At 41.6% G+C, this 25,117-nt stretch carries 18 protein-coding genes; 16 read left to right on the forward strand and 2 right to left on the reverse strand.

The features are described from left to right. From NC796_RS02065 to NC796_RS02095, 7 genes are all read left to right on the forward strand, one after another. Entirely contained in the window at window positions 1-1,437 is a 1,437-nt protein-coding gene (locus NC796_RS02065; protein WP_310681629.1) for a phage/plasmid primase, P4 family, read from the forward strand. A gap of 117 nt (window positions 1,438-1,554) precedes the next feature. Beyond that, entirely contained in the window at window positions 1,555-2,550 is a 996-nt protein-coding gene (locus NC796_RS02070; protein WP_310681631.1) for a DUF6371 domain-containing protein, read from the forward strand. A gap of 80 nt (window positions 2,551-2,630) precedes the next feature. Next, window positions 2,631-5,795, forward strand: a complete 3,165-nt coding sequence (locus NC796_RS02075) for a type ISP restriction/modification enzyme (RefSeq protein WP_310681633.1) — start codon at window positions 2,631-2,633, stop codon at window positions 5,793-5,795. A 119-nt stretch (window positions 5,796-5,914) separates the two neighbouring features. Then, complete coding sequence (locus NC796_RS02080; protein WP_310681634.1) at window positions 5,915-6,268, forward strand: hypothetical protein; 354 nt, start codon at window positions 5,915-5,917, stop codon at window positions 6,266-6,268. Window positions 6,269-6,276: 8 nt separating this feature from the next. Further along, window positions 6,277-7,281, forward strand: coding sequence for a type II TA system antitoxin MqsA family protein (locus NC796_RS02085; RefSeq protein ID WP_310681635.1), 1,005 nt, complete (start codon window positions 6,277-6,279; stop codon window positions 7,279-7,281). Between the two features lie 270 nt (window positions 7,282-7,551). Next, window positions 7,552-8,685 (forward strand): ImmA/IrrE family metallo-endopeptidase, encoded by a 1,134-nt coding sequence (locus NC796_RS02090; protein WP_310681636.1) that lies wholly within the window; start codon window positions 7,552-7,554, stop codon window positions 8,683-8,685. Then, the gene (locus NC796_RS02095; protein WP_310681637.1) at window positions 8,685-9,185 is read left to right on the forward strand and encodes a DUF4411 family protein; all 501 of its coding nucleotides are present in this window, start codon (window positions 8,685-8,687) and stop codon (window positions 9,183-9,185) included. The genes NC796_RS02090 and NC796_RS02095 overlap by 1 nt, the downstream gene beginning before the upstream one ends. 14 nt (window positions 9,186-9,199) lie before the next feature. Here NC796_RS02095 and NC796_RS02100 read toward each other — a convergent pair whose 3' ends face one another. Both NC796_RS02100 and NC796_RS02105 read right to left on the reverse strand, forming a co-directional pair. Then, window positions 9,200-9,880: a hypothetical protein gene (locus tag NC796_RS02100; RefSeq protein WP_310681639.1), complete on the reverse strand. Its 681-nt coding sequence runs from the start codon at window positions 9,878-9,880 to the stop codon at window positions 9,200-9,202. Between the two features lie 2 nt (window positions 9,881-9,882). After that, on the reverse strand, window positions 9,883-10,164 hold the full coding sequence (locus NC796_RS02105) for a helix-turn-helix domain-containing protein (protein ID WP_310681640.1): 282 nt from the start codon (window positions 10,162-10,164) through the stop codon (window positions 9,883-9,885). A gap of 541 nt (window positions 10,165-10,705) precedes the next feature. On the opposite strand from NC796_RS02105, the gene NC796_RS02110 reads away from it, so the two are divergent. From NC796_RS02110 to NC796_RS02150, 9 genes are all read left to right on the forward strand, one after another. Then, window positions 10,706-11,275, forward strand: coding sequence for an RNA polymerase sigma-70 factor (locus NC796_RS02110; protein WP_310681641.1), 570 nt, complete (start codon window positions 10,706-10,708; stop codon window positions 11,273-11,275). Between the two features lie 195 nt (window positions 11,276-11,470). After that, the gene (locus NC796_RS02115; protein WP_310681643.1) at window positions 11,471-12,577 is read left to right on the forward strand and encodes a FecR domain-containing protein; all 1,107 of its coding nucleotides are present in this window, start codon (window positions 11,471-11,473) and stop codon (window positions 12,575-12,577) included. Window positions 12,578-12,590: 13 nt separating this feature from the next. Continuing rightward, on the forward strand, window positions 12,591-16,058 hold the full coding sequence (locus NC796_RS02120; protein WP_310681645.1) for a TonB-dependent receptor: 3,468 nt from the start codon (window positions 12,591-12,593) through the stop codon (window positions 16,056-16,058). Between the two features lie 37 nt (window positions 16,059-16,095). Further along, a complete protein-coding gene (locus NC796_RS02125; RefSeq protein WP_310681648.1) occupies window positions 16,096-17,562 on the forward strand; it encodes a RagB/SusD family nutrient uptake outer membrane protein in 1,467 nt (488 codons plus the stop codon). 235 nt (window positions 17,563-17,797) lie between these two features. Next, window positions 17,798-18,601 carry a DUF1080 domain-containing protein gene (locus NC796_RS02130; protein WP_310681651.1) on the forward strand — a complete coding sequence of 268 codons (804 nt, stop codon included), beginning with the start codon at window positions 17,798-17,800 and terminating at the stop codon, window positions 18,599-18,601. Between the two features lie 54 nt (window positions 18,602-18,655). After that, entirely contained in the window at window positions 18,656-19,996 is a 1,341-nt protein-coding gene (locus tag NC796_RS02135) for a Gfo/Idh/MocA family oxidoreductase (protein WP_310681653.1), read from the forward strand. A 746-nt stretch (window positions 19,997-20,742) separates the two neighbouring features. Next, window positions 20,743-22,299, forward strand: coding sequence for a sulfatase (locus tag NC796_RS02140; protein WP_310681656.1), 1,557 nt, complete (start codon window positions 20,743-20,745; stop codon window positions 22,297-22,299). A gap of 44 nt (window positions 22,300-22,343) precedes the next feature. Beyond that, entirely contained in the window at window positions 22,344-23,720 is a 1,377-nt protein-coding gene (locus tag NC796_RS02145) for a DUF1080 domain-containing protein (RefSeq protein ID WP_310681658.1), read from the forward strand. A 419-nt stretch (window positions 23,721-24,139) separates the two neighbouring features. Further along, a complete protein-coding gene (locus NC796_RS02150; RefSeq protein ID WP_310681660.1) occupies window positions 24,140-25,117 on the forward strand; it encodes a plastocyanin/azurin family copper-binding protein in 978 nt (325 codons plus the stop codon).

The raw sequence follows: 25,117 nt of genomic DNA on the forward strand, positions 1-25,117 counted from the left end.
ATGGATTTTATAACACCAGAGAAATTAAAAAACGGTGTGCTAAAACACGCCAATCCGCCATCCTCTAATCCTCATGAAGAGGTATTAAAGAAATTACTTCAAATGGTTGAAGAGGTAAATTTTTACCGAGAGGCCGGGGTTGACAAACTCAACAATAAACACTTCATAGTAATTACAATTGAAAAAATATTCGAACTTGCTGTTGACAATAATTGGGGGCTGTGTAAGAAGCATGACTTTATCTACCTATACAATGGCGCCTACTGGAGTCAGCTTGCGGAAGAACAATTGGAAAACTTTCTAGGCCAGGCAGCCAGAAAAATGGGGGTTAATAAATTTGATGCCCATTACTACCAGTTCCGGGAGAAGCTGCTCAAGCAATTTATGAGTATTGCCTACCTGCCAACTCCAGAAAAACCTGATGAGCTTGTCCTTATAAATCTTAAAAATGGGACTGTCGAGATTAATCCGGCGAGAAAGGAGCCTGTTAAGGTTCGTCAACCTAAGCAAACAGATTTCCTTACCTATCAATTACCATTTAGATATGACAAGGATGCCTCTGCGCCCATGTTTAGTCAATATTTGGATGACGTATTACCTGATGAGGAAATTCAGAGATTGCTTGCAGAGTATATAGGTTACGTTTTTGTTAGCTCATCTGCCCTTAAACTTGAGAAAGCCCTAATACTCTACGGTACGGGGGCGAATGGGAAGAGCGTGTTTTTTGAGATCGTTAATGCCCTTCTTGGCAGCGAAAACGTCTCAACGTACACGCTTCAGTCATTAACAGACAAGTCAGGGTATTACCGAGCTAAGTTGGCAAACCGCCTATTAAACTATGCCAGTGAAATAAATGGCAATATGGAGACGGCATTATTTAAGCAATTAGTCTCTGGCGAACCTGTTGAAGCTCGTCTGCCCTACGGTGATCCTTTTACCCTTACCGAATATGCAAAGCTCATTTTTAACTGCAACGAGCTACCATCAGATGTAGAGCATACGAACGCCTTTTTTAGGCGATTTATGATTGTCCCTTTTGATAAAACGATCCCGGAGTCCGAACAGGATAAAGAGTTAGCTGCAAAGATTATTAGAAATGAGCTTTCAGGAGTGTTTAATTGGGTCTTGGAAGGACTTCAAAGGCTGCTAAGGCAGAGAGGATTCACATCTTGTGAAGCGGTAGAGAAACAGAATGAAATATACCGCCTTGAATCGGATTCAGTGTTGAAATTTCTAAATGAGAGTGAATACGAAAAATCCATTGAATTATATGTGAGACTCTCCAAAATATTTAGTGAGTATAAAGGATTTTGTGGTGAAGATGGGTACTACCCAGTAGGCAAAAGTAAATTTAAAAAACGTCTTATAAATAGTGGGATTAAAGTTACGCGAAAGGCGGTAGGTAATGTAGTATATCTGCAGAAACCCCAGCCTTAAAACTTTTCTTTAGAAGCTACATTTGCTACATCAGCTACATAGAACCTTCATTTAACGCTAATAGAGCCTTTTGGATGCAGGAGATGTAGCAAATGCAGTTATAGAAAAAACTTATTTATGAGCCAAGAGATTAAAAGATATCGTTATAGGCTTGATGAGAGCAGTAAAAAGTTCCAGTGTCCGCAATGTAGAAAGAAGCGGTTTGTTAGGTATAAAGACTTTCAAGAAGGTACTTACCTCCCCGAAGATTATGGACGTTGTGACCGGGAAAGCAGCTGTGGATATTTCAAGGATCCCTATAACCATGGGTATGCTAACTGGAATTCTTCATTTGGGAAGTCTGAACATAAATTTCAGAAAATACCAAATTCCACCGACTATATACCCCAAAAATATTTCAGGGCCAGCCTGAAAGGGTATAAGCGAAATAAATTTATACAGTATTTACGCTCCCTGTTTGATATAGATACAGTTCGCAACCTAATTGACACGTATAGTATTGGAACATCCAGGTATTGGGAAGGGGCAACCGTTTTTTGGCAAATAGATATTCAAGGCAATATTCGCACGGGCAAAGTAATGCTTTACGATGACTGTGGGCACCGCGTGAAGCATCCTTATAACCATATCAATTGGGTGCATAGCATTATTTACAATTCCTTCCATCTTGAACAGTGCCTGTTTGGTGAACATCTGCTAACAGACGATAAAACTGTTCCCGTTGCTATCGTGGAAAGTGAGAAAACGGCTATTATCAGTAGCGCTTATTTTCCTGAATTCATATGGCTGGCAGCGGGGGCAAAATCCAACCTTAAACCGCAACGCTGCAAGTCCCTGATGGGCAGAAGGGTGACGTTATTTCCAGATCTGGGAGCGTTAGAGGATTGGCAAGATAAGGCTGAAGGATTATCTTATTTTTGTGACATTACAATTTCGGACCTCTTGGAAAAGAATGCCTCCCTCCGCGATAAAGAAGAGGGATATGACTTGGCAGATTATCTTGTGCAGTTTGGAGTTAGAGAGTTTGTAAATGATGGAGGTCCTTCAACCACAAAATTCAATGTAGAGCTTAATGACAAGGGGTATCCAGCCTCATGGGATACCGAGATGTAGTTTGCCGTATAATATTTGCAGCATAGGCTTTAGGTCGTTATAGTTCATCAGAATTATTATAACGAACCAAGGTTATTCAGATGATTGAGTCATTTGTCGGGGACATCGCTAAGAAAATGTATCAGGGAGATGCGCGGGAAGAAACATATTATGGAGTTTTTGAACGATTTTTAGAGCGGTTTTCACACCAGTTGGATGCCAGGAATGCCACTGTTACCGCCCTTCCCAAAAGAACAGAGGCCGGGAACCCGGATTTCCGTGCGTGGGATGGCAGCCACAAGGTGATTGGATATATTGAGGCTAAAAAGCCGGGAGAAAACCTGGATAAGATTCAGCGCTCCGAGCAACTCAAGCGCTACCGATCCGCATTTCCCAATGTGATTCTTACTGACTTCTTCGAATATCGCCTCTATAAAGATGGGGATCTCGTCGATAAAGTGAGCATTGGACGACCCTTTGTTGCAGAGAAACTGGGAGAACAGCCACCGGTAGAGAACCAGGATGATTTCACCAAGCTAGTAGAAACATTTCTGTCCCATTCTGCTCCCAAGACCCATCACGCATCTTCCCTTGCCAAAGAACTGGCCAAGCGAACGCGATTTTTAGAGCACGTCATCGAACGGGAGTTGCTGGATGAGGGAAATCAAAAACTGGAGGGCTTCTTCCAGGCATTCCAAAAGTATTTGATTGCGGGGCTCAACAAGCAGCAATTTGCAGACCTTTATGCTCAAACGGTGACTTACGGCCTGTTTGCAGCCCGGACACGGGCCAATGAGACCTTCACCCGTGAGAATGCCGTAAGGTTTATTCCATCCACGATCGGTATCCTTAAAGACGTTTTCCAATTCATTTCGTACAGCGACCTGCCCCAGAATATCAGCTGGATCGTTGATGATCTGTCAGAGATTTTGAACGTGGCTGATATCCAGAAAATCTTGAACCGGTTCTATGAGGAAGGGCGGGGCAATGACCCGATTATTCACTTCTATGAAACCTTCCTGACGGAATACAATCCCAAGGTGCGGGAGCAGCGCGGCGTGTACTATACGCCGGAACCGGTGGTTAGCTATATCGTCCGTTCGGTCCACCAAACCCTGAAAGACGATTTTGACAAGCCGTTGGGGTTAGCTGACAAATCTGTTACGATGCTGGATCCGGCTGCCGGGACATTGACATTTATCGCCGAGGCGTTGGGGGTGGCTGTGGAAGAGTATAAAGAGCACTACGGGTCAGGAGATATTTCGGGCCTCATTAAGGAGCACCTGCTGGAACACTTCTACGCTTTTGAGCTGATGATGGCTCCCTATGCAATCGGCCACCTGAAGATGGGCTTTGTGTTGGACGAGCTGGGATATGAAATGAGTGATGATGAACGGTTTAAGCTCTATCTGACCAATACCCTGGAGATGGAGGATCTGGAACAAACCGAGCTTCCGGGCATGCACAGCCTTAGTGAAGAAAGTGAGGCTGCTGGCAAGGTGAAAAAAGATGAGGAAGTACTGGTTATCCTTGGCAATCCGCCCTATTCCGGCAATTCCTTCAATGACAATGAATGGATTGATAACCTGCTTAAAGAGGGATATACGCATGAAAATGGTCACAAAGATGACGGTTATTACAAAGTAGATGGGAAGCCCCTGGGAGAGCGCAACCCGAAGATGTTGCAAGATGACTATGTGAAGTTCATCCGCTTTGCCCAATGGAAGATCGATCAGCTGGGCCAGGGGGTGGTCAGCATGATTACCAACCACGGGTACCTCGACAATCCCACATTCCGGGGCATGCGGGAGTCCTTGATGAAAAGTTTTGATGAGATTGCCGTTCTGGATCTGCACGGCAATTACCGCAAAAAAGAGACCGCTCCCGACGGGTCCAAAGATGAAAATGTATTTGATATCCAACAGGGCGTGGCCATCCACAGCATGATCAAAAAAGCTGATAAGCCTAAACGAATATTACGAGGTGATCTGTACGGCAAGCGTAGCGAGAAATATGATTGGCTGGAAAAGCATGATCTCAGGAATACCGAATGGACGGAAATAACTCCCAAATCAGAATTCTATCTCTTTACCGAGTTGGATTATGATTTGAGGGAGAAATATCAGCAATATGCGAAGTTGACAAATATTTTTGAGAGTTACTCTACAGGTATAAAAACACATAGGGATGATTTTGTTATCGATGTTGATGCTAATACACTTAAAGCCCGAATCAAGACTTTTGCTCATTCAAATGAGGAGGACCAATGGATTAAAGAAAGGTTTAATCTAAATGAGACCAAAGCTTGGAATATTAAAGATGCAAGGGAGCAGCTGAAAGGAGTAGAATTGGTTAACCATTTTGAGCAAATTTTATACCGTCCTTTTGATAAGAGAGAGTTTTTCTACCATCCTGCAGTGGTTGATAGAGGAAGGGAGGACATAATGCAACACATGCTTGCCGGTGATAATCTGGCAATATCTACAAGCAGAGGTGTTGAAATAGATATGCTATGGGAGCATGCATTTATAATGGATGGTCTAATGCAACACCACACTGTCTCAATTAAAGAAACTAACTACCTATTTCCTTTATATCTCTATTCCAAAAATAATGGAAAAAATGCGGGCGGTACTTTGTCACTGGTATTTGAAGAAAATTCTGATAGCATCGAGCGAAAACCTAATCTAAATAAAGAGTTTTACAAACTTCTGGAACACACTTATGGAGAGCGACCAAACCCAGAACAACTTCTTTTTTATATCTATGGGGTTCTATATGCTCCAGCCTACCGCCAAACTTATGCAGAGCTTTTGGAAGGTGACTTTCCAAGAATACCTTTTACCACAGACTATGAATTATTCAGGGATTTAGCCTCATTAGGTGAGCAATTAGGGAGTCTGCACTTGATGAAATCCGACAAACTCAACACGCCTATCGTCAAATTTGAGGGGAAGGGTTCAAAAGTAGTAGCTAAAGAGAAAAGGATTGGTAGAAATTACCAAGCCGAAGACGAGCGCGTTTATATCAACAAGGACGGGCAATACTTTGAGGGGATCCCCGAGGAGGTTTGGAATTACCAGGTCGGTGGCTACCAGGTGCTGGATAAGTATCTCTATGACCGCAGGGAACGAAAGCTCACCAATGATGAAATTCAACACTACTGCAAGGTGGCTACTGCCATCTATCATACCATTGAGCTACAGCAGGAGATTGATGAGGTCTATGCCGGGGTGGAAGAAGATGTTATCGAATGGAATCCTTAAGGTCAGTCTTTGGTTAAGTGCCAAATGCACGTGTGCAATTATAACATTGTATTAAAGGCTTATTTGTTAAATAAACAACATTATAAAGTTGTATTACGTTGAAATTTGTTATATAATTAATGAATCAAAGAAAAGCCGTTCAACAATTCTTAAAACGTTTCAAACAAAAGGTAAAAACCTGGCGAATTGTCTTCTTGGATGACAGGTCAAAAAACACGCAGGCACTGTTAGACCTGGAAATCACACCCAAGGAGCGAAAGGATATCCTGTTAAAATTGGAGGTTGAAGACTACAGCGAAGGCCCAAAACCAGACGAATTTGATTGGGGATCCAATTTATGGGTTTTCGGAAAAATCGTGAAAAACGAAGAAGTCTATATTAAGATAACATTAGGCAAAGAGAGTAAACCGGTGATATGTATTTCGTTTCACATTGCTGAATACGAAATGAACTATCCTTTAAAAAAATCATGAGCAATCCTATGGAAAGCCCAATTACTGGTGGACCCGCACGGCTGGAGACAGAGCAACGCGATCTGGAATTCCGCAAGGAGAAATTTACAATCAAGTACCATTACTACATCTGTGAGGATACCGGAACGGAGTTTACAACTGATGAACTTGATGAGATTAATATTACCCAGGTGCACAACCTGTACCGAAAGACCCACTCTATCCCTTTCCCTGAGGAGATGCGGAGTATTCGGGAGAAATATGGGTTAAGTGCTCGTAAAATGTCGCTTATTCTTGAGTTTGGGGAGAACCAGTACAACCAATATGAAAATGGCTCTATGCCGAGCCTGTCCAATGCACGGTTGATTCAGGCGGCCAAGGATCCGGAGGATTTCCTTGAATTTTTGAAGGCAAGTAATGTATTAGAAGGAAAGACACTTGATAAAAAAATTCGTCAGATTGAAAAGATTATTTACGAAGAAACGACTACCCCCAAGTTAAACCTGATAGAATATTTATTAGGGGATCGCAGGCCGAATGAATACAATGGATTTCGGGAGCCGAATCTTGAAAGGGTGATGAATATGATATTGTTCTTTGCTGAGCAGATGAACCCGTGGGAGACCGGCATGAATAAGCTGATGTTTTATTCGGATTTTACCTTTTTCAAGCGAACCTGTTTTTCAATTTCTGGAACGGAATATCGAGCTATCCAATACGGGCCCGTTTTAAAAAAGTACGGTGCCATTTTTGAAGAGGCTGAGGAAAAGGGCTTTATCAATATAAAATATGATGAAACGCGCTATGAGGATAGTATTTGCAGGCAGTTTTTTCCGGGCGACAAATCTTTCAATGCTGATTTATTTACCGATGATGAGCTGAAGACTCTAGAGGATGTCGTTCGTCGGTTTGACGGAAAGAAAACATCTGAAATATCAAATATTAGTCATGATGAAGATGCGTGGGTAGAAAATAATGAAGAAAAAAAGCTGATAAACTATTTACACGCTTTTGATTTAAAGGCTTTGGGATAATTCCCAAAAATATTCTTTTCAATCAGTAAAATAAACCATTAACCTTTCCGAGATAGGCGCTTAGAATCGAAATTTGGAAGAGGGGTCCAAGATCGGCCTATATGGCGTTTAATCGGGCTTTTTGTCTTGCAATTCCCAAGGGTGAGTAATTGTTGTAGTTTTTGTCATTACATATGGTCTTTTGTGAAAGATTTATATTTTAGTGCTGTTGAAGATTCAAGAAATTTGTTAAAATCGATTTTGCTATAAACCCAATAGTCTAACAATTACATGAAAGGTGGCATCAACATAAAAAATGAGATGTTAAGCTGGGCTATCTCCAGGGCTGGCTTTGAGATGAACACCTTTGTTAAAGAAAAATTTCCAAGGGTCAAGGATTGGCTTGATGACGAAAAAGAGCCTACCATTCCTCAACTCAGGGATTTCGCTAATAAAGTGAACCTGCCTTTTGGGTATCTATTTTTGGATGCACCACCTGATGAACCTTTGCCTATTCCCTTTTTTAGGACACTTGGTGGTGAGACCAGTGAGGTTAGCCTGAATGTGAGAGATACCATCCTGACCCTTCAAAAACGGCAACGATGGCTTAGTGAGTACTACGAGAAGAATGATTATGAAGCATTGGACTTTGTCGGTAAGTACAAGGGTAGCAATGATGTTAGTGAAATAACCAATAGCATTAGAGACGTTCTTGGCTTAACGAAACTTTGGGCAACTGATGCCACTAATTGGGAGGATGCGTTAGATAAGCTGACACGCACGATTGAAGAACATCGAATTATTGTCACATTTAACAGTATCGTAGGCAACAATACACACCGAAAAATACCGGTAGATGAATGCCGGGGATTTGTCCTTGTGGATGATTACGCCCCATTCCTGTTTATTAATTCTGCCGACTCCAAAGCTGCTCAAATGTTCACGATCATTCATGAGCTGGCTCATGTTTGGATTGGAGAAAGTGCGGGTTTTGATTTTCGGAACATGCAACCCACGGAAAACGAGGTTGAGCGCCTGTGTGATAAAATTGCTGCCGAGTTTTTGGTCCCCGAGGATGTCTTTCATGATTTATGGGATGAGCATCAGGATTTTAAGACTTTAGCAAAGAAATTTAAGGTGAGTCCTATTGTGGTCGGCCGGAGAGCGCTTGATTTAGGTAAAATTACAAAGGACACCTTTTTCGACTTTTACAATAGCTACATGGAGGGGTTTTACAGGAAGAAAGAAGAAGGCAGCTCTGGTGGTAATTTTTATGCCACGCTTCGGAAAAGATTAAATCCACGGTTTATTGCCGAGGTTCACAGAGCAACGAAAGAGAACAATCTTCTTTATCGGGATGCTTACGAGCTTACTGGCCTGCGAAGTGAGACGTATCATAAAGCTATAAAAGAGTACGAGCTGTAATGTCGAATTTTGTACTTGACGCGAACTGCTTTATTCAAGCCCACCGGTCCATTTATCCCATTGATGTTGCCAGTAGTTTTTGGGAAAAACTTAAGGACCTTGCTGACAGAGAGATCATAGTAAGTATAGACAAGGTGTATGACGAATTATTTGAGAATGAAGATGAGTTGACCGATTGGATAGATACCCATTTAGATGATTCATTTTTTAGAGAAACCGAAACGGATTCGGTTCTTGCTCAGTACCAACAAGTGGTGAGCTGGGCGCAAAGCAAGTCTGACCAGTATCTGCCTGGAGCGATAACGGAATTCATGGAATATGATAATGCGGATGCCTGGCTTGTAGCTTATGCTAAGGTTACCAATCAAACGTTGGTAACCTATGAGGTGAGCTCGCCAAATAGTCAGACAAAAATTAAGATCCCTGACGTCTGCAACGCTTTTAATATACCGTGTGTAAATACCATAGAAATGTTACGGGACCTCAGCGAAACCTTTTAACTGAGCTATTAGCCCTAATTAGCCAAAAAGCCTGATTGATTAGCCTTATTAGCAGCGTTTAGCAGTTTTTGTCTAACTAGTTCCTGTTGCAAGGCTGGCTGTTGGCTCAAATTGTTATATGGATTAAAGTATTTGTACGCAAAGTAGGCAATACCTAAACCGGCAACAGCACCAATACCTGCACCACCAGAACTTTCGGTAATAGCATGGCCAATGATGGCCCCTATTCCCGTCAATCCTCCGGTAATCACTGCTCTGCTCTGTGGCGTATCCTGCTCTAATGCCTTTTTAATAACTAATGGCAAGGTTGCCATTCCAACGGGTCGAACGTAATCCTCTCCTTCAGGTAAAAGGGAATAATTATGTGTGATGTTCTGAGCCTGATTTGCAGGTTTTTGACCCTTATTAGGGCTAATATTAACCTCATTAGGTACGTTTTGCTCAGGATTCGGTCGTTTTTCTGACTTTTGGTGATTGCAAGAAACAAGAAATTCGGGAACGTCATATCCTTTGATGCGCCCGGAATCTGAGACGATTGCCCATTCACCAACGGGATAGCCCCCGCAATTATATCCCTTTTTAACGGCTTCAGATAAAGAAGGCGGCGAAACGTCTAACACTTCGGCCAGCTGTTTGCCATTTAAGAATATGCGATTGTCTGTCGAAAGGGTCTCTGTAGTTGTATTTGTTTTCATGATTAATCCTCTTGGTTAAACAAATAGGCTAATAAGGCAAGGATGCCACCAGTGAGAAGTGCTCGCTTAAGCCCATTTATAAATTGCTGTTTCTGTTGCTCCCCTACTGCCGCGTCCAATCCACTTCTAAGCTGTATCATGGTTGCCAGCGCAAAATCATTAGGTTGGGCCGTGCCTCGTTCCCACTTCAATACTGCTTGGGCGGTCACACCAAAATACCGACCGAAGTCGGCCAGGCTCCATCCCAATCGTTGTCGCAATTGTCTGATGTCTTCTGATTCCATAACAGGAATAACATACAAAATTTTCGGAATAAAATCATCTTAGTTGTTAACTAAGTTAAAAATATATATAGATTAGTCCTAATTGGGCTAATTTGAGGCTAAGGCACCAAACGGGACTTTCTTGCCAACGACAATTAATACAGAAGAGGAATATAATCTCTTGGTTATTGTATGAACACTGATTTATAGTAGACCGCGATTAGTATTTTTTTAAAAAGATGTAAGGGTAACCAAATTTTCAATCGTAATCTTAATGAATGATAGATAGAAGACAAATTCTAATTAAAAAACGTATAGTGTTTGAATAATTTTTATCAGGATAGTTATCCCCATCTGAGCGATTTAATATTCCCATATTGTCGCTTGGGTTTCCCTACCAAGGATCCCCGTAATGAAAAGGCGGGGATCTATTTATCTTGGAATAATCAATTTTTTAAGGGAAGTTCAAGGGTTAATTAGTAGATGTTAATTTGGGCGTCTTTTTGAAATGCAGTTATAAATTGGGCTGAGAGGAAAAGATAATACACGATAAAATTTTGATATGAGTGAGGGAAATGTAAAGGGAAGTAGTGAATCGTTACTAATAGAAAGAATAAGAGATGGCGAAGAATATGCTTTTGAAATTGCATACCTAAAATATCATACGGCACTTTGTCGATATCTATGGGAATATGTGAGGTCTAAGCAGGTTGCTGAAGGAATTGTTCAAGAGGTATTTACCGAAGTATGGCAAAATAGAAGAAGTCTAAATCCATTGGGACACCTGCGTGGTTTTTTGTTTGAAACGGCTCGCAATAAGGCCCTTGATCACATTAAGCACCAAAGAATTGTTGAAAAATATATATCTGAGTCTAAACAGAAAAAAAAGAGGAAAAGTTTTAATAAATCCTATCATCGGGAAGTAGATGATTATCAAGATTTTAGAGAAGCTGTTAAAAAATCAATTAGTGATTTACCACCACGAGGCCGTCAAATTTACAAGCTAAACCGCGAAGAAGGGCTGACGTATACAGAAATATCAGAATATCTCGACATTTCTGTAAAAACTGTTGAAACTCATATGAGAAGGGTCCTAAGGAAACTTAGAGTGAGTCTATCTGAGTATCTTTAGGTTTATTCACCATTGAATTCTGCTATTATATACAATTGAGGGTTTATGGCAGGTTCACTTTGAAAATCTTCATTGCTGATCTCTCCCCAATGCACTCCTAAAAAGTGTTGAGTCCCCCCCCCCAAATTTAAAAAAAATGTAAGGGTAACCGATTTTTCAATCGTAATCCTAGTGAACCAAAGCAAAAAAGGTCGTATGAACTGGAAAATATTATACAAATATGTAAAAGGCGATTGTGATGAAGAGGAACTCCGAAAAGTGGGGGTTTGGCTTAAGAAAGATCCTGCAAATGAAGATTTCTTTATATCCTTTATTGAAGAGTGGAGCGAAGAAGAAAACATTGAATTTGATACAGATGCTAGGGCTGCATGGGACCAGTTTCAAAAAAATAATTTGAAACCTGATAATCTCCAGGATACTGACTATTCGTCAAGATTCACAGGGCAGGCTATTGATAAACCATATTCAATAAAGTACATAAAACGAGGCCGTAGCCCTGCCTTCTGGTCGTATTCAGCGGCTGCGGTCATGTTATTAATTTTGGCTTTGATTTTTGTCATTGAACAATTCAAGGTTCAAAGCATGCCCGTAACAGAAAAAGAATCATCTTACCAAGAGATTAGTACTGTTAGAGGGCAACGCACGAATTTGATATTGAGCGATGGAACAAAAGTCATCCTCAATTCAAGCAGTAGCTTGCGGATCCCCAAAAACTATGGCACAGGAGTCCGCAAGCTTTACTTGGTTGGGGAAGCCTTTTTTGAGGTAAAGCACGATGAGGAGGCCCCCTTTATTGTTGTTTCTTATGATACCTATACGAAAGATTTAGGAACCCAATTTAATGTGACGGCGTATGATTCCACAAGCATAGAGGTAGCGGTAAAAGAGGGATTGGTGTCAATGGGTAGGGTAAAAGAGGGTGAATTACAAAAAGATATTGTAGAGTTGACACCCAATAAGCTGGGAGTATTAAAAGATGTTGGAGGGTTGACAGTATCTGATATTGATCATATGGACCAGTACGTGGGATGGACAGAGGGGGAACTTGCTTTTCGCAGTGCCCCATTCCCGGTTGTTCTAAAACGCTTGGAGCGTTGGTTCGATATAGATTGTAAAGTAAAGGGAGATGCTTCTAGCTTTGCTAAGCGCACTTTAACGGCTACGTATGATAATATGCCAATGAGTGAGGTGTTAGATGTACTCTCAATTTCAATGGATGTTTCTTACACACGCCAAGGACGAACGATTACTTTTTATGAAGGGAACAAGTTAAAAAACAAAGGACAAGTTAAGATAAACTAAACGGAGAAAATGTATGATGATGGGAAAAAAGATACTAAGTATACAATTGTCGGAGTTTTTCGGGCTTCTGCTATTGATGCTAAGCATAAATGCAAGTGCTGTTTTTGCACAGAATCCCCAAGACATTTTTGTTGATCTAGGAGAAAACGAACAGAAGTTCACCAATCTGGGCGATAAAGATGGGTATTCACATAAATTGATGAAAATGATTCATCTTGAAGAAGGCAAAAAGCCCTTAGAGAAAGCATTGCAGGACATTGCAGATCAAGCCGAATTGGAGCTATCCTATAGCGAGCAATTAATTCCATTAGATAAAAAGGTGAATGTTCGCCCTTCAACTGTTACGGTAAAACAGGCACTTTGGAATGTCCTGAGAGGTACATCCCTTCGATTCGGTGTTTCAGCAAGTGGACAACTATTCTTTTTTGAAAGGCTGAAAGAGAAACCAACTAACCAGCTGGAGACGGTATCCGGAACAGTTACTGAAGCTGCATCCGGTGAGGCTCTACCAGGAGTTAATGTAGTCATAAAGGGAACAACAACGGGTGCCTCCACCGATACTGATGGTTCTTATAGTATGAATGTTAAGAGCCTGCAAGACACGCTGTTATTTTCATTTATTGGATATCAAACGATGGAAGTTCCCATTAATGGACGGACAGTGATTGACGTTCAATTGACTTCCCAAGCAATTATGGGTGAAGAAATGGTTGTTGTGGCTTATGGTACACAGCGGAAGAATGATATAACGGGTTCTATTTCGAGAGTATCTTCTGAAAAGATTCAGCAGGTGCAAGAGCAGCCCATAACCAATTTTATTGAGGGGCTTTCAGGACAAGTAGCAGGTGTCCATGTGCAGGAAACCGGCCACGCTCCTGGAGAAGGTGGAATTATGGTTAGGATTCGTGGGACAGGTTCAATATCAGCTGGGAATTCACCATTATATGTTGTAGATGGCTTCCCATTGGAGGATGAGGGTGATGTAAATATGATTAATCCCAATAATATTGAATCCATAGAAGTATTGAAAGATGCTTCCGCAACGGCTATATATGGTTCTAGAGGTAATAACGGTGTAGTTTTAATAACGACTAGAAAAGGACATTCTGGAGATACAAAGATTGAGATTAGTGCCTACACTGGAATACAGCAAGTAGAACGAAGGCCAGAAATGTTGAATACACAGGAATATGTAGAGTGGTTTAAGGATGCTCATAATAATGCTTGGATACAAGCAGGAGGTGAAGCGGATGATCCCAATAGTGAGAGAACCGAAACTTATTATATGATCCCTGAAGAATTTAATGACCCTTCTACCCTACCAAATACAAATTGGGGAGATGAAATTTTTAGAACAGTACCTATACAAAATTATCAGGCACAAATTTCTGGAGGTACTGAAACATCGAGGTATCTGGTCTCAGGGAGTTATACCGATCAGCAGGGTATCGTTATTGGAACGGATCATAAAAAGATGAATATTCGTACAAATGTTTCCGGGACTGTAGCAGATAGGTTAGAAATGGGTTTGAATATGACCGCCTCGTATTCCAAATCCAATCAAGTGGAGAATGGCAAATACGGTCCTGTTGAGCTTTCTTTGGTTGTTCCTCCGATATATCCTAGTTGGGATGCAGATGAAGATTGGTACGGAAGTCCCCTGACTACTTCTCTCTGGGATGGGGATGATCCAAGTCCTGTAGAGTCTGCGTTGGAGATTGATGATGTTACTAAAAATTATAGAACTTTATGGCAAGGTTATGTTGATTGGGAACTTACCCAGCACCTAAATTTCAAAACATCATTGGGCGGTTTTTTTAGTCAAAATCGAAATTCATTTTATCAGCCCTCTTTTGTAAATGTTGATTCAAATCCCGCACCTAACCCAGTGGAAGCTGAATCTAGTACCTCTAGTTCCGCTAATTGGTTATGGGAGAATACGCTTTCATACAATCAGCAATTCAATAAACACTCGATTGATGCTGTGGCAGGAGTTACTTATCAGGCCCAGAGAAGTGAGTTTAATGGTCTTGAAGCTACAAACTTCCCTAATGATCAAGTACATACTTTAAATGCAGGACAGGTAACTGATGGGTACTCATCTGTTTCTGAATTTTCATTAATGTCTTACCTAGCAAGAGTAAACTATACCTACGATAGTAGGTACCTCTTAACTACAACTATACGGGCCGATGGATCTTCTAGGTTTGGAGACAATAATAAGTGGGGCTTTTTCCCTTCTATTTCAGTAGGATGGCGTCTGTCAGAAGAAGGCTTTATACAAGATATAGAATCTATCAGTGAATTAAAGATTCGTTCTAGTTTTGGCTATACAGGGAATAATGCAATTCCTAACTATGGATCGATAGGTACTTTGTCAACGGTTAATAGTGTATTTGGCTCTGGATCAGGCAGTGTAATCACTGGTGTGAGTCCTCAGACGATTTCTAATCCAAATTTGTCGTGGGAAAAGGCACGTCAATATGATATAGGATTAGAAGTTGGTTTGTTTGAAGATAGAATATTTTTTGAGGCGGATTACTATAATACTATCACTAATGATTTATTACTGTTTGTTCCAATACCAACTATTACAGGTTACAATAGTCAGCTTCAAAATATAGGAGAAGTTGAAAATAAAGGATTGGAATTTGATCTCAACACCCGAAATATACAAGGGAATTTTAATTGGCAAACCAATTTGAATATTTCCTTCAATAAAAATACTGTTTTATCTACTGGCCCTAATAACCAGCCTATTTTTGCAAGCTCACCCAACGTACCAAATGGCTTTGTTACAATGGTTGGTGAACCTATTGCAAATTATTATGGATACGATTTCATCGGTGTATTTCAAACACAAGAAGATCTAGAAAACTATCCTCATTTATCTACTGATGGTTTAGGTGATCCTATTATTAGGGACGTAAATGGAGATGGAGTTATAAATACAGGTGATCGGACAATAATTGGTAATAATCAACCTGATTTTACCTTTGGTATAAATAATAACTTTGAATACAATAATTTTGATTTAAGTGTCCAAATGACAGGGTCATATGGGGGGGAAGTTTTTACCACGTCCTCAAGATTTACCAAGTGGTATCATGGTGATCGAAATGCAAGGAAAAACGCGGTAAATCGATACAGATCTCCTGAGGAGCCTGGTGACGGGCATTATTTTATCGCTAATAGGTTATACGAAGGCCTTCAAAAGGAGCCTTCTAGTTATTGGGTACAGGATGGGAGCTATTTGCGTGTTCGTAATATCACTTTGGGATATAACTTTTCTCAAATATCTAATCTTCCTTTCCAGTCCGGTCGAATATATCTTTCTGTTCGTAATGCATATACATTTACAAACTACTTTGGATTTGATCCTGAAGTGAGTACTGCAGGGACTGGACTTACTAGAGGGGGAGATTATACTGGTTATCCTCCGGCAAGAGTATTTACACTTGGATTTAATATCTCAATTTAGGTAAGAAAATAAATTTCAATTTTAAATGATGTTCACCATGAAAAAGGCAATATTTCTACTTTGTGTTGTAAATTTATTGATGATTGCATGTGAGGGGCCAATCGATATAGCTCCTGAATCAGAGATAAATGAAAAGAATTACTATAAGACTGCGGATGATATAAACAACGCAGTTAATGCGGCCTATGCGTCTTTGCGTAGTGGAGGGATGTTTAATTCTGCTTTCTATAGATTTGCAGAGATGCGATCAGACAATACATATGCTACATGGGTATCTGGAAGCTCTTTTGATCTAACCAGTATTTATAATTTTAGGTTAGCTTCTTCTAATAGCTATCTCCATGATACTTGGGATGACCTTTATAATTCCATTCTGCGTTGTAATGTAGTTCTGGATAAAATTGACGGAGTAGAGCTAGATGCTAACTTAAAAAATCGATATAAGGGAGAAGTACGTTTTTTACGTGCATTAGATTATTTTTTCCTAGTAAGATTTTTTGGGGATGTACCAATGGTAGCTACACAAATATCTCCCACTGAGGCATATGAAATGGGTAGAACTGCTAAAGAACAAGTATACCAACAAATTATTGAGGACTTAGAATTTGCTGCAGAATCACTACCTGTTTCTTATTCAGGAGCAAATATAGGTAGGGCTACAAAGGGCGCCGCTTTGGGGATCTTGGCTAAGGTTTATCTTACCAGGCAAGACTATCAAAACGCGAAGCAGAAATTAGAAGAAGTAATAGGTCTTGGTGTATATGATCTACTCACAGACTATGCCCATTTGTGGGATCTTCAACATGAAAACAGTAAGGAATCTCTTTTTGAGGTACAATATAAAAAAGGTGGGACCGGGACCGGTAGTCCTTTTGCAAATGCCTTTGCTCCCAGATTTTCTGGTAACACTATTGTTAAAGTTGGGGGGACAGGTTCTGTGAATGCACCTACTGCAGACATGGAAGATGCTTATGAGGACGGAGACTTAAGAAAAGATATCTCGATGGAGCCTGGATATACCGATGAGGAGGGTAATTTTGTTCCGTGGAGATATGTAAAAAAGTATATGGATGTACCATTTCAAGATGGAGATTCTGATAACAACTGGCCTGTTTTACGGTATGCTGATATTCTGTTAATGTATGCAGAAGTTTTAAATGAAATTGAGTATCAAGCTGATGGTGAAGCCTTTAACCTTCTAAATAGAGTAAGAAATCGAGCTGGTCTTCCAGACAAAACATCGACAAACTCCAATCCAGATCTCAGAGTAGAGAATCAACAAGAATTTCGTTTAGCTGTAGAGCAGGAAAGAAGAGTAGAGCTTGCATTTGAAAATCATCGGTGGTTTGATTTGGTTCGAACCCAAAGGGCATTAGAGGTGATGAATTCAAAGCGAGAAGAGTTGGGAATTCCGGATCAGATACAAGAGCACCAACTATTGTTTCCTATTCCCCTAGAAGTTATGGAGGCTAACCCAAATTTTGAACAAAATTCTGGCTATTAGTTCTTATCCAATCATAGCATTTAGAGTAATTTATCTCTAAATGCTATGGTAGTTAATTATATAAAGTTTAAGTAGATCCACCTTTAATAATAAACCCGATAAAACTTTGGAAAAGCTGAGAGTGATCATATTCATTGTATGAACTAAGGTGCTCTCGTGCTTTGATAATTTAAAATAAGGGTTAATCTCTAAGTCAGTTTGAGATGTATGTCTAACTTTTGATCATTTAATTTATATGAAAACTACAATAACCTTTTTTCTACGGTATTCAGTTATCATTTTCGGATTTGGTGTATTTGTATTCATAACAACTTCCTGTGAAAAGAAGTCTTTTGATGATGGCCAATTAGAAACCAATCAATCAAATCAAATAAATGTATTAACGGAAGCCGAGCAAAAGAATGGCTGGGAACTCCTCTTTGATGGTATGTCTACTGAATCTTGGCGATCTACCCATAGTCAAGAATTCCCCAAAGAGGGATGGAGAGTTGAAAACGGTATCCTATCCTTTGTACCAGTAGAAAACGGCCATGGAGGTGGGGACATCATTACTAAAAAGCAATATGCAAATTTCGAGCTATCCTTAGAGTTTAAAATAGAGAGAGGGGGAAACAGTGGGATAAAGTATAACGTGGTAAACAACTATCCAGGGCATGAAGGCAATTATCTGGGTCTCGAATATCAAATTCTAGATGATGAACACCATCCAGATGCGAAAAGAGGGCAAGACGGTAATAGAACGATCTCCTCACTTTACGATATGATTCCCGCTTCGTCACAAAAGCAGGTGTATCCTGAAGGTAAATGGAACAATGCCCGTATTGTTGTGGATGGAAACCAGTGTGAGCACTGGTTAAATGGAGATAAAGTGGTTTCTTATAATTTAGGGAGTCCAGGGTATAAGGAGTTAGTTGCGAAAAGCAAATATCATATCTATGAAAATTTTGGTGAAGTTGAAGTGGGGCATATTCTTTTACAAGCTCATGGTGATCCGATTTCATTTCGCAACATAAAGCTAAGGGTACTTCCGAGTAATTGATTTCTGAGTGTCCCTTATTAGAAAATCAAATTAATAACCAATAATTGGATGAAAATGGAAAACAAAAAGAATACAAGGCGAGAATTTTTAAAAAAAATAGCATTAGGAACTGCAGGTGTTTCCTTTGGACTTAGCGCTAAGAGCTATGGAAATATCATTGGGGCAAATGATCGCCTAAATGTCGCCATAATGGGAGTGAATGGTCGCGGGAGCTCCTTAGCAGAGAATTTTGTTAATGAAAAAAACACCCGGGTGACTCACGTATGTGATGTCGAAGAAAAAGCGTTGGCTAAAGGAGTTAAAAGGGTTATTAATGGACAATCATCGAAACCTGAAGCTGTAAAAGATTTTCGTAATATACTTGATAATAGTGATGTGGATGCCTTGGTAATTGCTGCACCAGACCATTGGCATGCCCCGGCTGGTATTTTGGCTTGCGATGCTGGGAAGCATGTGTATGTAGAGAAACCCTGTAGTCACAATCCAGGAGAAGGCGAGTTACTAGTTCAGGCAGCCAGAAAAAATAGAAGAGTGGTGCAGATGGGGAACCAGCGTCGTTCTTGGCCTCACATGATCGAGTGTATGGAAGATATTAAAGATGGTATCATCGGACATGTTTATTTTGCGAAGGGCTGGTATGCAAATGATAGAGGTCCTATTGGTGTCGGGAAACAGGTTCCTGTGCCTGGGAATCTAGATTATGAGCTCTGGCAAGGACCTGCACCACGTCGAGCCTATAAGGATAATTTGATTCACTATAATTGGCATTGGTTCTGGAATTGGGGCACTGGTGAGGCCTGTAATAACGGGACTCATGAAATTGATGTGATGCGATGGGGGTTAAACGTGGATTATCCAATAAGGGTAAGCTCTTCTGGTGGTAGGTATCATTACTCTGATGACTGGGAAACACCGGATACTCAAGTTATCGGGTTCGACTTTAAGGGTGAAAAATCTCTTACTTGGGAAGGTCGAAGCTGTAATTCCTATCCAATAGAAGGAAGTGGTCGCGGAGTTCAGTTTTTTGGAGAAAAGGGAACTATTGTGATTACTGGTGGAAACGAATATTCTGTATACAACAAAAATAATGAGTTGGTAAAAGAGGTAAGTGACAGCCAAAAAGATACTGATACCTTGGATACTACAGGCCCTGGGGTAGATTTGGATTCATACCATATCCACAACTTTTTGGAAAGTATCCGTGGTAAGGCTGAACCTACCGCAGAAATAGAAAAAGGGCATAAAAGTGTTTTATTATGCCATCTTGGAAATATAGCTCAGCGGGTAGGCAGAAATCTTAACTGTAATCCTGAGAATGGTCATATTATTGATGATCACGAGGCTATGGCCCTGTGGGAGCGAGAGTATGAGCCAGGTTGGAAACCCAGGGTTTAAGGGGGGCGCTTGACATTATTTTTCTGATCATAATAAAATCATTTGCGCAGTGTAGTATATGCTAGGGCAGGGGCCTGTTAACGTTAGCTGGGTTTTTCCTACGGAGCACATTTTAGGTAATCCAGGGGACATTCCTTTGGGTTATGCCCAAAATGGGCCTATACTTCCTGCCATCCTGCATTGTCGATTACTATAGTAGCTACAGTAGCACGACTACACCATGGTTTACAACATCTTTATTAACCCAATTTCATCAGTACTCAAATAGTGTTAACAGGCTAGGCTCTAGTATATTCGATCTTAAAAATCTAACCGTGTAAAGTTGTTAGTAATGTTCTAATGGCTATACCCAAAATTAGAATTTAATGTGTGTCTTTGGATCAATTCAAGAAGGAAGTAAATATCGAAAAGTCTCATAGAGACTTTTCCCGAGTCCTTCTCTAAATCCATTTTCAAAACAAGATGACTTAGGAAGGGTACTTGGGAAGTTATCTCAAAGCCCATGGTGAAACTTACAGTTTCCCCAATGAATCGGCAGAACTCTACAATTTTTGAGTTCAATAGCCACTGCATAATACGAAAATAATTTAGTTTTACTAGCAGGTATAACTTTGAGAGTATTTAGGTTATTTATATCCATGATACAAACGTTTTATTTGATGTAAAAAAGCTCGCCTAGAGCCCAGACAGCCGAAAACATAATCAGTTAGACTTTAACCGAAGTCTTATATCAACTTTAGATTCATATGAAGTATTGGTTATCAGCGTTAGTAGTTCTTTGGGGAGGAATCCTTTTATCTGCATTTATTGGAGAAAAAAATATCTATTCTGGGACAAATGAAGAGTCGGATAAGTCTCCGAATATCCTGTTTGTTATCTCTGATGACCAGTCATGGCCACATGCTAGTGCATATGGAACGCCGGAAATTAATACCCCTGCTTTTGATCAGGTAGCACGAGAAGGAGTTTTATTTACAAATGCCTTTGCTGGCGCTCCACAATGTAGTCCCAATCGGGCGGCCATTCTAACGGGGCGAAATATTTGGGAGCTTGAAGAAGCCGGAACTCATGCCAGTAATTTCCCCAAAAAGTTTCAGGTTTTCCCGGATCTGTTAGAAAGTGCAGGGTATCAAATAGGATATACCGGGAAAGGATGGGGGCCTGGCAATTGGAGATATAATGACCGCTCGAGAAATCCAGCGGGTCCGGAATACAAAGATGTGTTACTACAGAATAAACCGTCTTTATCGGTAAGTGAAGTCAATTATGCAGCTAACTTTCGTGAGTTTTTAGATTCCCGAGAGCCTGGTAAACCTTTTTTCTTCTGGGTAGGCACCCATGAACCGCATCGCGGATATAAGAAAGGATCTGGGATTAAGGCAGGAAAAAATCCTGATAATGTAAAAGTCCCTTCCTTCTTGCCGGATGCTCCTCAGATACGTAGCGATATTCTGGACTATTTTCTAGAGATTGAGTGGTTTGACCATCATCTTAAACAGATGTTGGATCTGTTAAAGAAGAGAGGAGCATTAGATAATACATTGGTTGTGGTAACCTCAGATAATGGGATGCCCTTTCCACGCGCTAAGGCCAATTTATATGAGTATGGTACGCACGTTCCTTTAGCTATAAGCTGGCCCAATGAGATACCGAAGGGACGCGTGGTACACGATCTAACCAGCTCTATTGATTTTGCTCCCACTTTTTTACAGGTGGCTGGTGTGGAGATTCCAGAACAAACCACAGGAAGCAGTTTGTTAAATATTTTGAAATCTGATAGCAGCGGACAAGTTGATACTTCGAGAAAAGTGGTGTTAACTGGCCGGGAGCGGCATACCCATGCACGACCTGAAAATTTAGGTTATCCTTCCCGCTCCATTCGGACACAGCGCTATTTGTATATACGGAATCCCAAACCGGAACGCTGGCCTGCTGGGAATCCGTCGGATTCGGGCGACCCCCCTCATTATCATGACATTGATGATTCCCCGTCAAAAGCGTATATGCTCAAGGATAAGGATAAACCTCGTGCACACGAATTATTTCATTTGGGTTTTCAAAAACGTCCCAAAGAAGAACTTTATGATATTCAGAAAGACCCAGGATGTATTATCAATCTTGCTGAAAATCCGGAGTATGCCTCGCTTCGTAGTCACCTAAGTACCAAACTAGACAGCATATTGAAGGCTCAAAACGATCCTCGAGCCTATGGGTATGAAATTTTTGAGAGTTATCCACGGTATAGTCACATGCGTGATTTTGAGGGATTTAAAACACAAGGAGAATATAATTTTGAATATTAAGCTTCACCTATATGATGTATTCCGTTAAAAAGCATATCAACAGTATGAAATATTTAAAAGCACTATTACTTTTTTTAATACTGCTGCCCGCTCATCTTCTGGCCCAAGATGGCTGGCAGCAGTTGTTCAACGGAGACAACCTTGATGGGTGGACGCAGCTAAACGGGCAGTCTGAGTACCGCGCCGAAGATGGGGCAATCGTGGGCCGGGCGGTTCCCAATACCCCCAACTCCTTTTTAACAACTGAAAAGGAATACGGAGATTTCATCCTGGAGTTTGAAGTGTTCATGGACACCCAGATGAACACGGGCGTGCAGATCCGAAGCCTCAGTAAACCGGACTACCGAGATAGCCGTGTGCACGGCTACCAGGTTGAGTTGGATCCCTCCCGGCGAGCCTGGAGTGGTGGTATTTATGATGAGGCCCGTCGGGGGTGGCTGTATCCGCTGGCCAGCAATCCGATGGCGCGGTCAGCACTTCAGCTCGGGCAGTGGAACACCGTGCGGATTGAGGCGATCGGCCCGCATATCAACACGTGGATCAACGGGGTGCAGTGCGCACGGCTGGTCGATGACTTGACAGCTAAGGGATTTATCGGGTTGCAGGTCCACTCGATTGGGGATAATGAGTCCCTGAGTGGAGCCGAGGTCAAGTGGCGGAACATCCGCATCCGCACCGAGGACCTGCAGGGCCACCGCAGGACACCTGACATGCAGGTACGACAGATCAGCTACCTCAAAAACCAGCTGACCGACTGGGAGCAGTCCCGCGGGTGGCGGCTGCTGTGGGACGGGAAGACCAGTCAGGGCTGGCGCGGGGCCAAGATCGACCACTTTCCCGAAAACGGTTGGACCATCGACGACGGAGTGCTAACGATCGAGCAAACCGACGGGAAAGAAGCTACTGGTCCCGGTGATATTATCACCCGGGGACAATACGGCGATTTTGAGCTAGAAGTGGAATTTAAGATTACCGAAGGCGCCAACAGTGGGATTAAGTACTTTGTGGACCCGAATCTTAACAAGAACACCGGCTCGGCCATCGGTACCGAATTTCAGGTGCTGGATGACCAACGTCACCCCGATGCGAAAAAGGGCGTGGAAGGCAATCGAACTGTTGCCTCTCTGTATGACCTGATCCCGGCTACTAATCTAGAGTATCCTTACCACGGTAAGCCTTTTAAAGGTGTAGACGAATGGAACAAAGCCCGTATCGTATCCAAGCACGGTCACGTGGAGCACTGGCTTAATAATGTGAAGGTGGTGGAGTATGACCGTTTCTCCCAAATGTTTTCGGCCCTGGTGGCTTACAGCAAGTACCAGAAATGGGACAGGTTCGGCCAGTGGCCACAGGGACACCTACTGTTGCAGGATCACGGCAACGAGGTTCACTTCCACAGTATCAAAGTACGCGAATTTTAAAAACCGAATAACTTAATCCAACATACTACTAATGCGACCGCGAAGAGATTATATCAAAAGACAGTATCTCATTAAAACGTGGATTGACAGTGTGTTTTGTTTAAAAAATATACCAATGTACTCGCCACTAATAATCGAAAGTTGATAAAGTTGTTTGTAAAGGATTGTGAGTAGGAACAGCGCGGTGTATACACACCTTTTGACGTTCTCTACCTTTGCACAGGAACCAATCCTACCATTTCGTAAATAATAATGAATAATTGTAACATAACGAGATATTGAAATTCAATAAAAGCTCCAACCGAAGTTTAGCCCTCATATTATTATGCTACCTTATTTTTGCTACTTACATTTTATCTCCTGCTATAATTTATGGACAAAGTAGTTCTTTAGTCGACAGAACGGTAGAGCTGAAAGCAGTGGCCGGACTGAAATATGACAAGGTCCGTTTTATGGTTAGTCCGGGGTCTACCGTTCGTATCACCTTGGAAAATGTAGATGAGATGATGCATAACATGCTCATCGTCAAGCCTGAGACCCGGGTTAGTGTAGTCAAAGCGGCCGAAACGATGGGCGAGCGGGGGGTAGAGCATGATTTTATTCCTAAATCATCCAATGTACTGGAAAGTACACCCCTGCTGGGCCCCGGTGGACAAGCATCTATCCTTTTTAAGGTCCCGGATAAAGAAACTGTCTATCCTTATGTGTGCACCTATCCAGCCCACGGTATGGTCATGTATGGGGCCATTTATGCGACCAGAAGCCCGGATGACCTGCCCCCGTTGGATGAGGACCCAAACATCCCGGAACAAGTGCGAAATCAGATGGCCGCGTCTATGTCGTTGCATCCCTACCCTCGGGACATGCCGACCCTGACCCGGCTTTTTATGCCAGAATCGAGTCCGGCCGCCATTGCCGTGGGCATGGAGAAGGAGCAATCCTACAACTGGGATGCGGGTTACAGTTTCCTCCGATATGTCTGGGACGGCGGTTATATTGACGTTGCCAATCAGTGGGACGGCAAAGCCCATGAGGTCGCCAAAATTAAGGGCGATATCTATTATCGGAATACCACCGGCTTTCCATTTCGGGTGTCCCACCAGGATTCTGTTCCCCAACACGAATTCCAGGGATATCGCATGATCGACGGATACCCGCGTTTCAAGTACGACATGGGTGATATTACTGTGAGCGAGTTAATTCTTCCGGCCCAGACTACCCCCGGTTTTCGAATAGAATATGTGCTCGAAAATGTGGATCAGCCGATCTGGTATGCGTTAAGTGATAATGATGAGATCCGAGTTGAGGTGTCAAAAGGGACGATAGAAGGAGATATGGTGAAGCTGACCCCGGACCAGGCGCAGGAATTTACAATCTCAATTATTTCAGAAGAGTAA

Source organism: Aliifodinibius sp. S!AR15-10 (assembly GCF_031569985.1).
In the GTDB taxonomy this organism is placed as follows: domain Bacteria; phylum Bacteroidota; class Rhodothermia; order Balneolales; family Balneolaceae; genus JAMQKA01.

What these genes read in the sequence shown, in the direction of transcription:
- NC796_RS02065 (WP_310681629.1), top strand. Translation starts at nt 1, where the DNA reads ATGGATTTTATAACACCAGAGAAATTAAAAAACGGTGTGCTAAAACAC.
- NC796_RS02070 (WP_310681631.1), top strand. Translation starts at nt 1,555, where the DNA reads ATGAGCCAAGAGATTAAAAGATATCGTTATAGGCTTGATGAGAGCAGT.
- NC796_RS02075 (WP_310681633.1), top strand. Translation starts at nt 2,631, where the DNA reads ATGATTGAGTCATTTGTCGGGGACATCGCTAAGAAAATGTATCAGGGA.
- NC796_RS02080 (WP_310681634.1), top strand. Translation starts at nt 5,915, where the DNA reads ATGAATCAAAGAAAAGCCGTTCAACAATTCTTAAAACGTTTCAAACAA.
- NC796_RS02085 (WP_310681635.1), top strand. Translation starts at nt 6,277, where the DNA reads ATGGAAAGCCCAATTACTGGTGGACCCGCACGGCTGGAGACAGAGCAA.
- NC796_RS02090 (WP_310681636.1), top strand. Translation starts at nt 7,552, where the DNA reads ATGAAAGGTGGCATCAACATAAAAAATGAGATGTTAAGCTGGGCTATC.
- NC796_RS02095 (WP_310681637.1), top strand. Translation starts at nt 8,685, where the DNA reads ATGTCGAATTTTGTACTTGACGCGAACTGCTTTATTCAAGCCCACCGG.
- NC796_RS02100 (WP_310681639.1), bottom strand. Translation starts at nt 9,880, where the DNA reads ATGAAAACAAATACAACTACAGAGACCCTTTCGACAGACAATCGCATA.
- NC796_RS02105 (WP_310681640.1), bottom strand. Translation starts at nt 10,164, where the DNA reads ATGGAATCAGAAGACATCAGACAATTGCGACAACGATTGGGATGGAGC.
- NC796_RS02110 (WP_310681641.1), top strand. Translation starts at nt 10,706, where the DNA reads ATGAGTGAGGGAAATGTAAAGGGAAGTAGTGAATCGTTACTAATAGAA.
- NC796_RS02115 (WP_310681643.1), top strand. Translation starts at nt 11,471, where the DNA reads ATGAACTGGAAAATATTATACAAATATGTAAAAGGCGATTGTGATGAA.
- NC796_RS02120 (WP_310681645.1), top strand. Translation starts at nt 12,591, where the DNA reads ATGATGATGGGAAAAAAGATACTAAGTATACAATTGTCGGAGTTTTTC.
- NC796_RS02125 (WP_310681648.1), top strand. Translation starts at nt 16,096, where the DNA reads ATGAAAAAGGCAATATTTCTACTTTGTGTTGTAAATTTATTGATGATT.
- NC796_RS02130 (WP_310681651.1), top strand. Translation starts at nt 17,798, where the DNA reads ATGAAAACTACAATAACCTTTTTTCTACGGTATTCAGTTATCATTTTC.
- NC796_RS02135 (WP_310681653.1), top strand. Translation starts at nt 18,656, where the DNA reads ATGGAAAACAAAAAGAATACAAGGCGAGAATTTTTAAAAAAAATAGCA.
- NC796_RS02140 (WP_310681656.1), top strand. Translation starts at nt 20,743, where the DNA reads ATGAAGTATTGGTTATCAGCGTTAGTAGTTCTTTGGGGAGGAATCCTT.
- NC796_RS02145 (WP_310681658.1), top strand. Translation starts at nt 22,344, where the DNA reads ATGAAATATTTAAAAGCACTATTACTTTTTTTAATACTGCTGCCCGCT.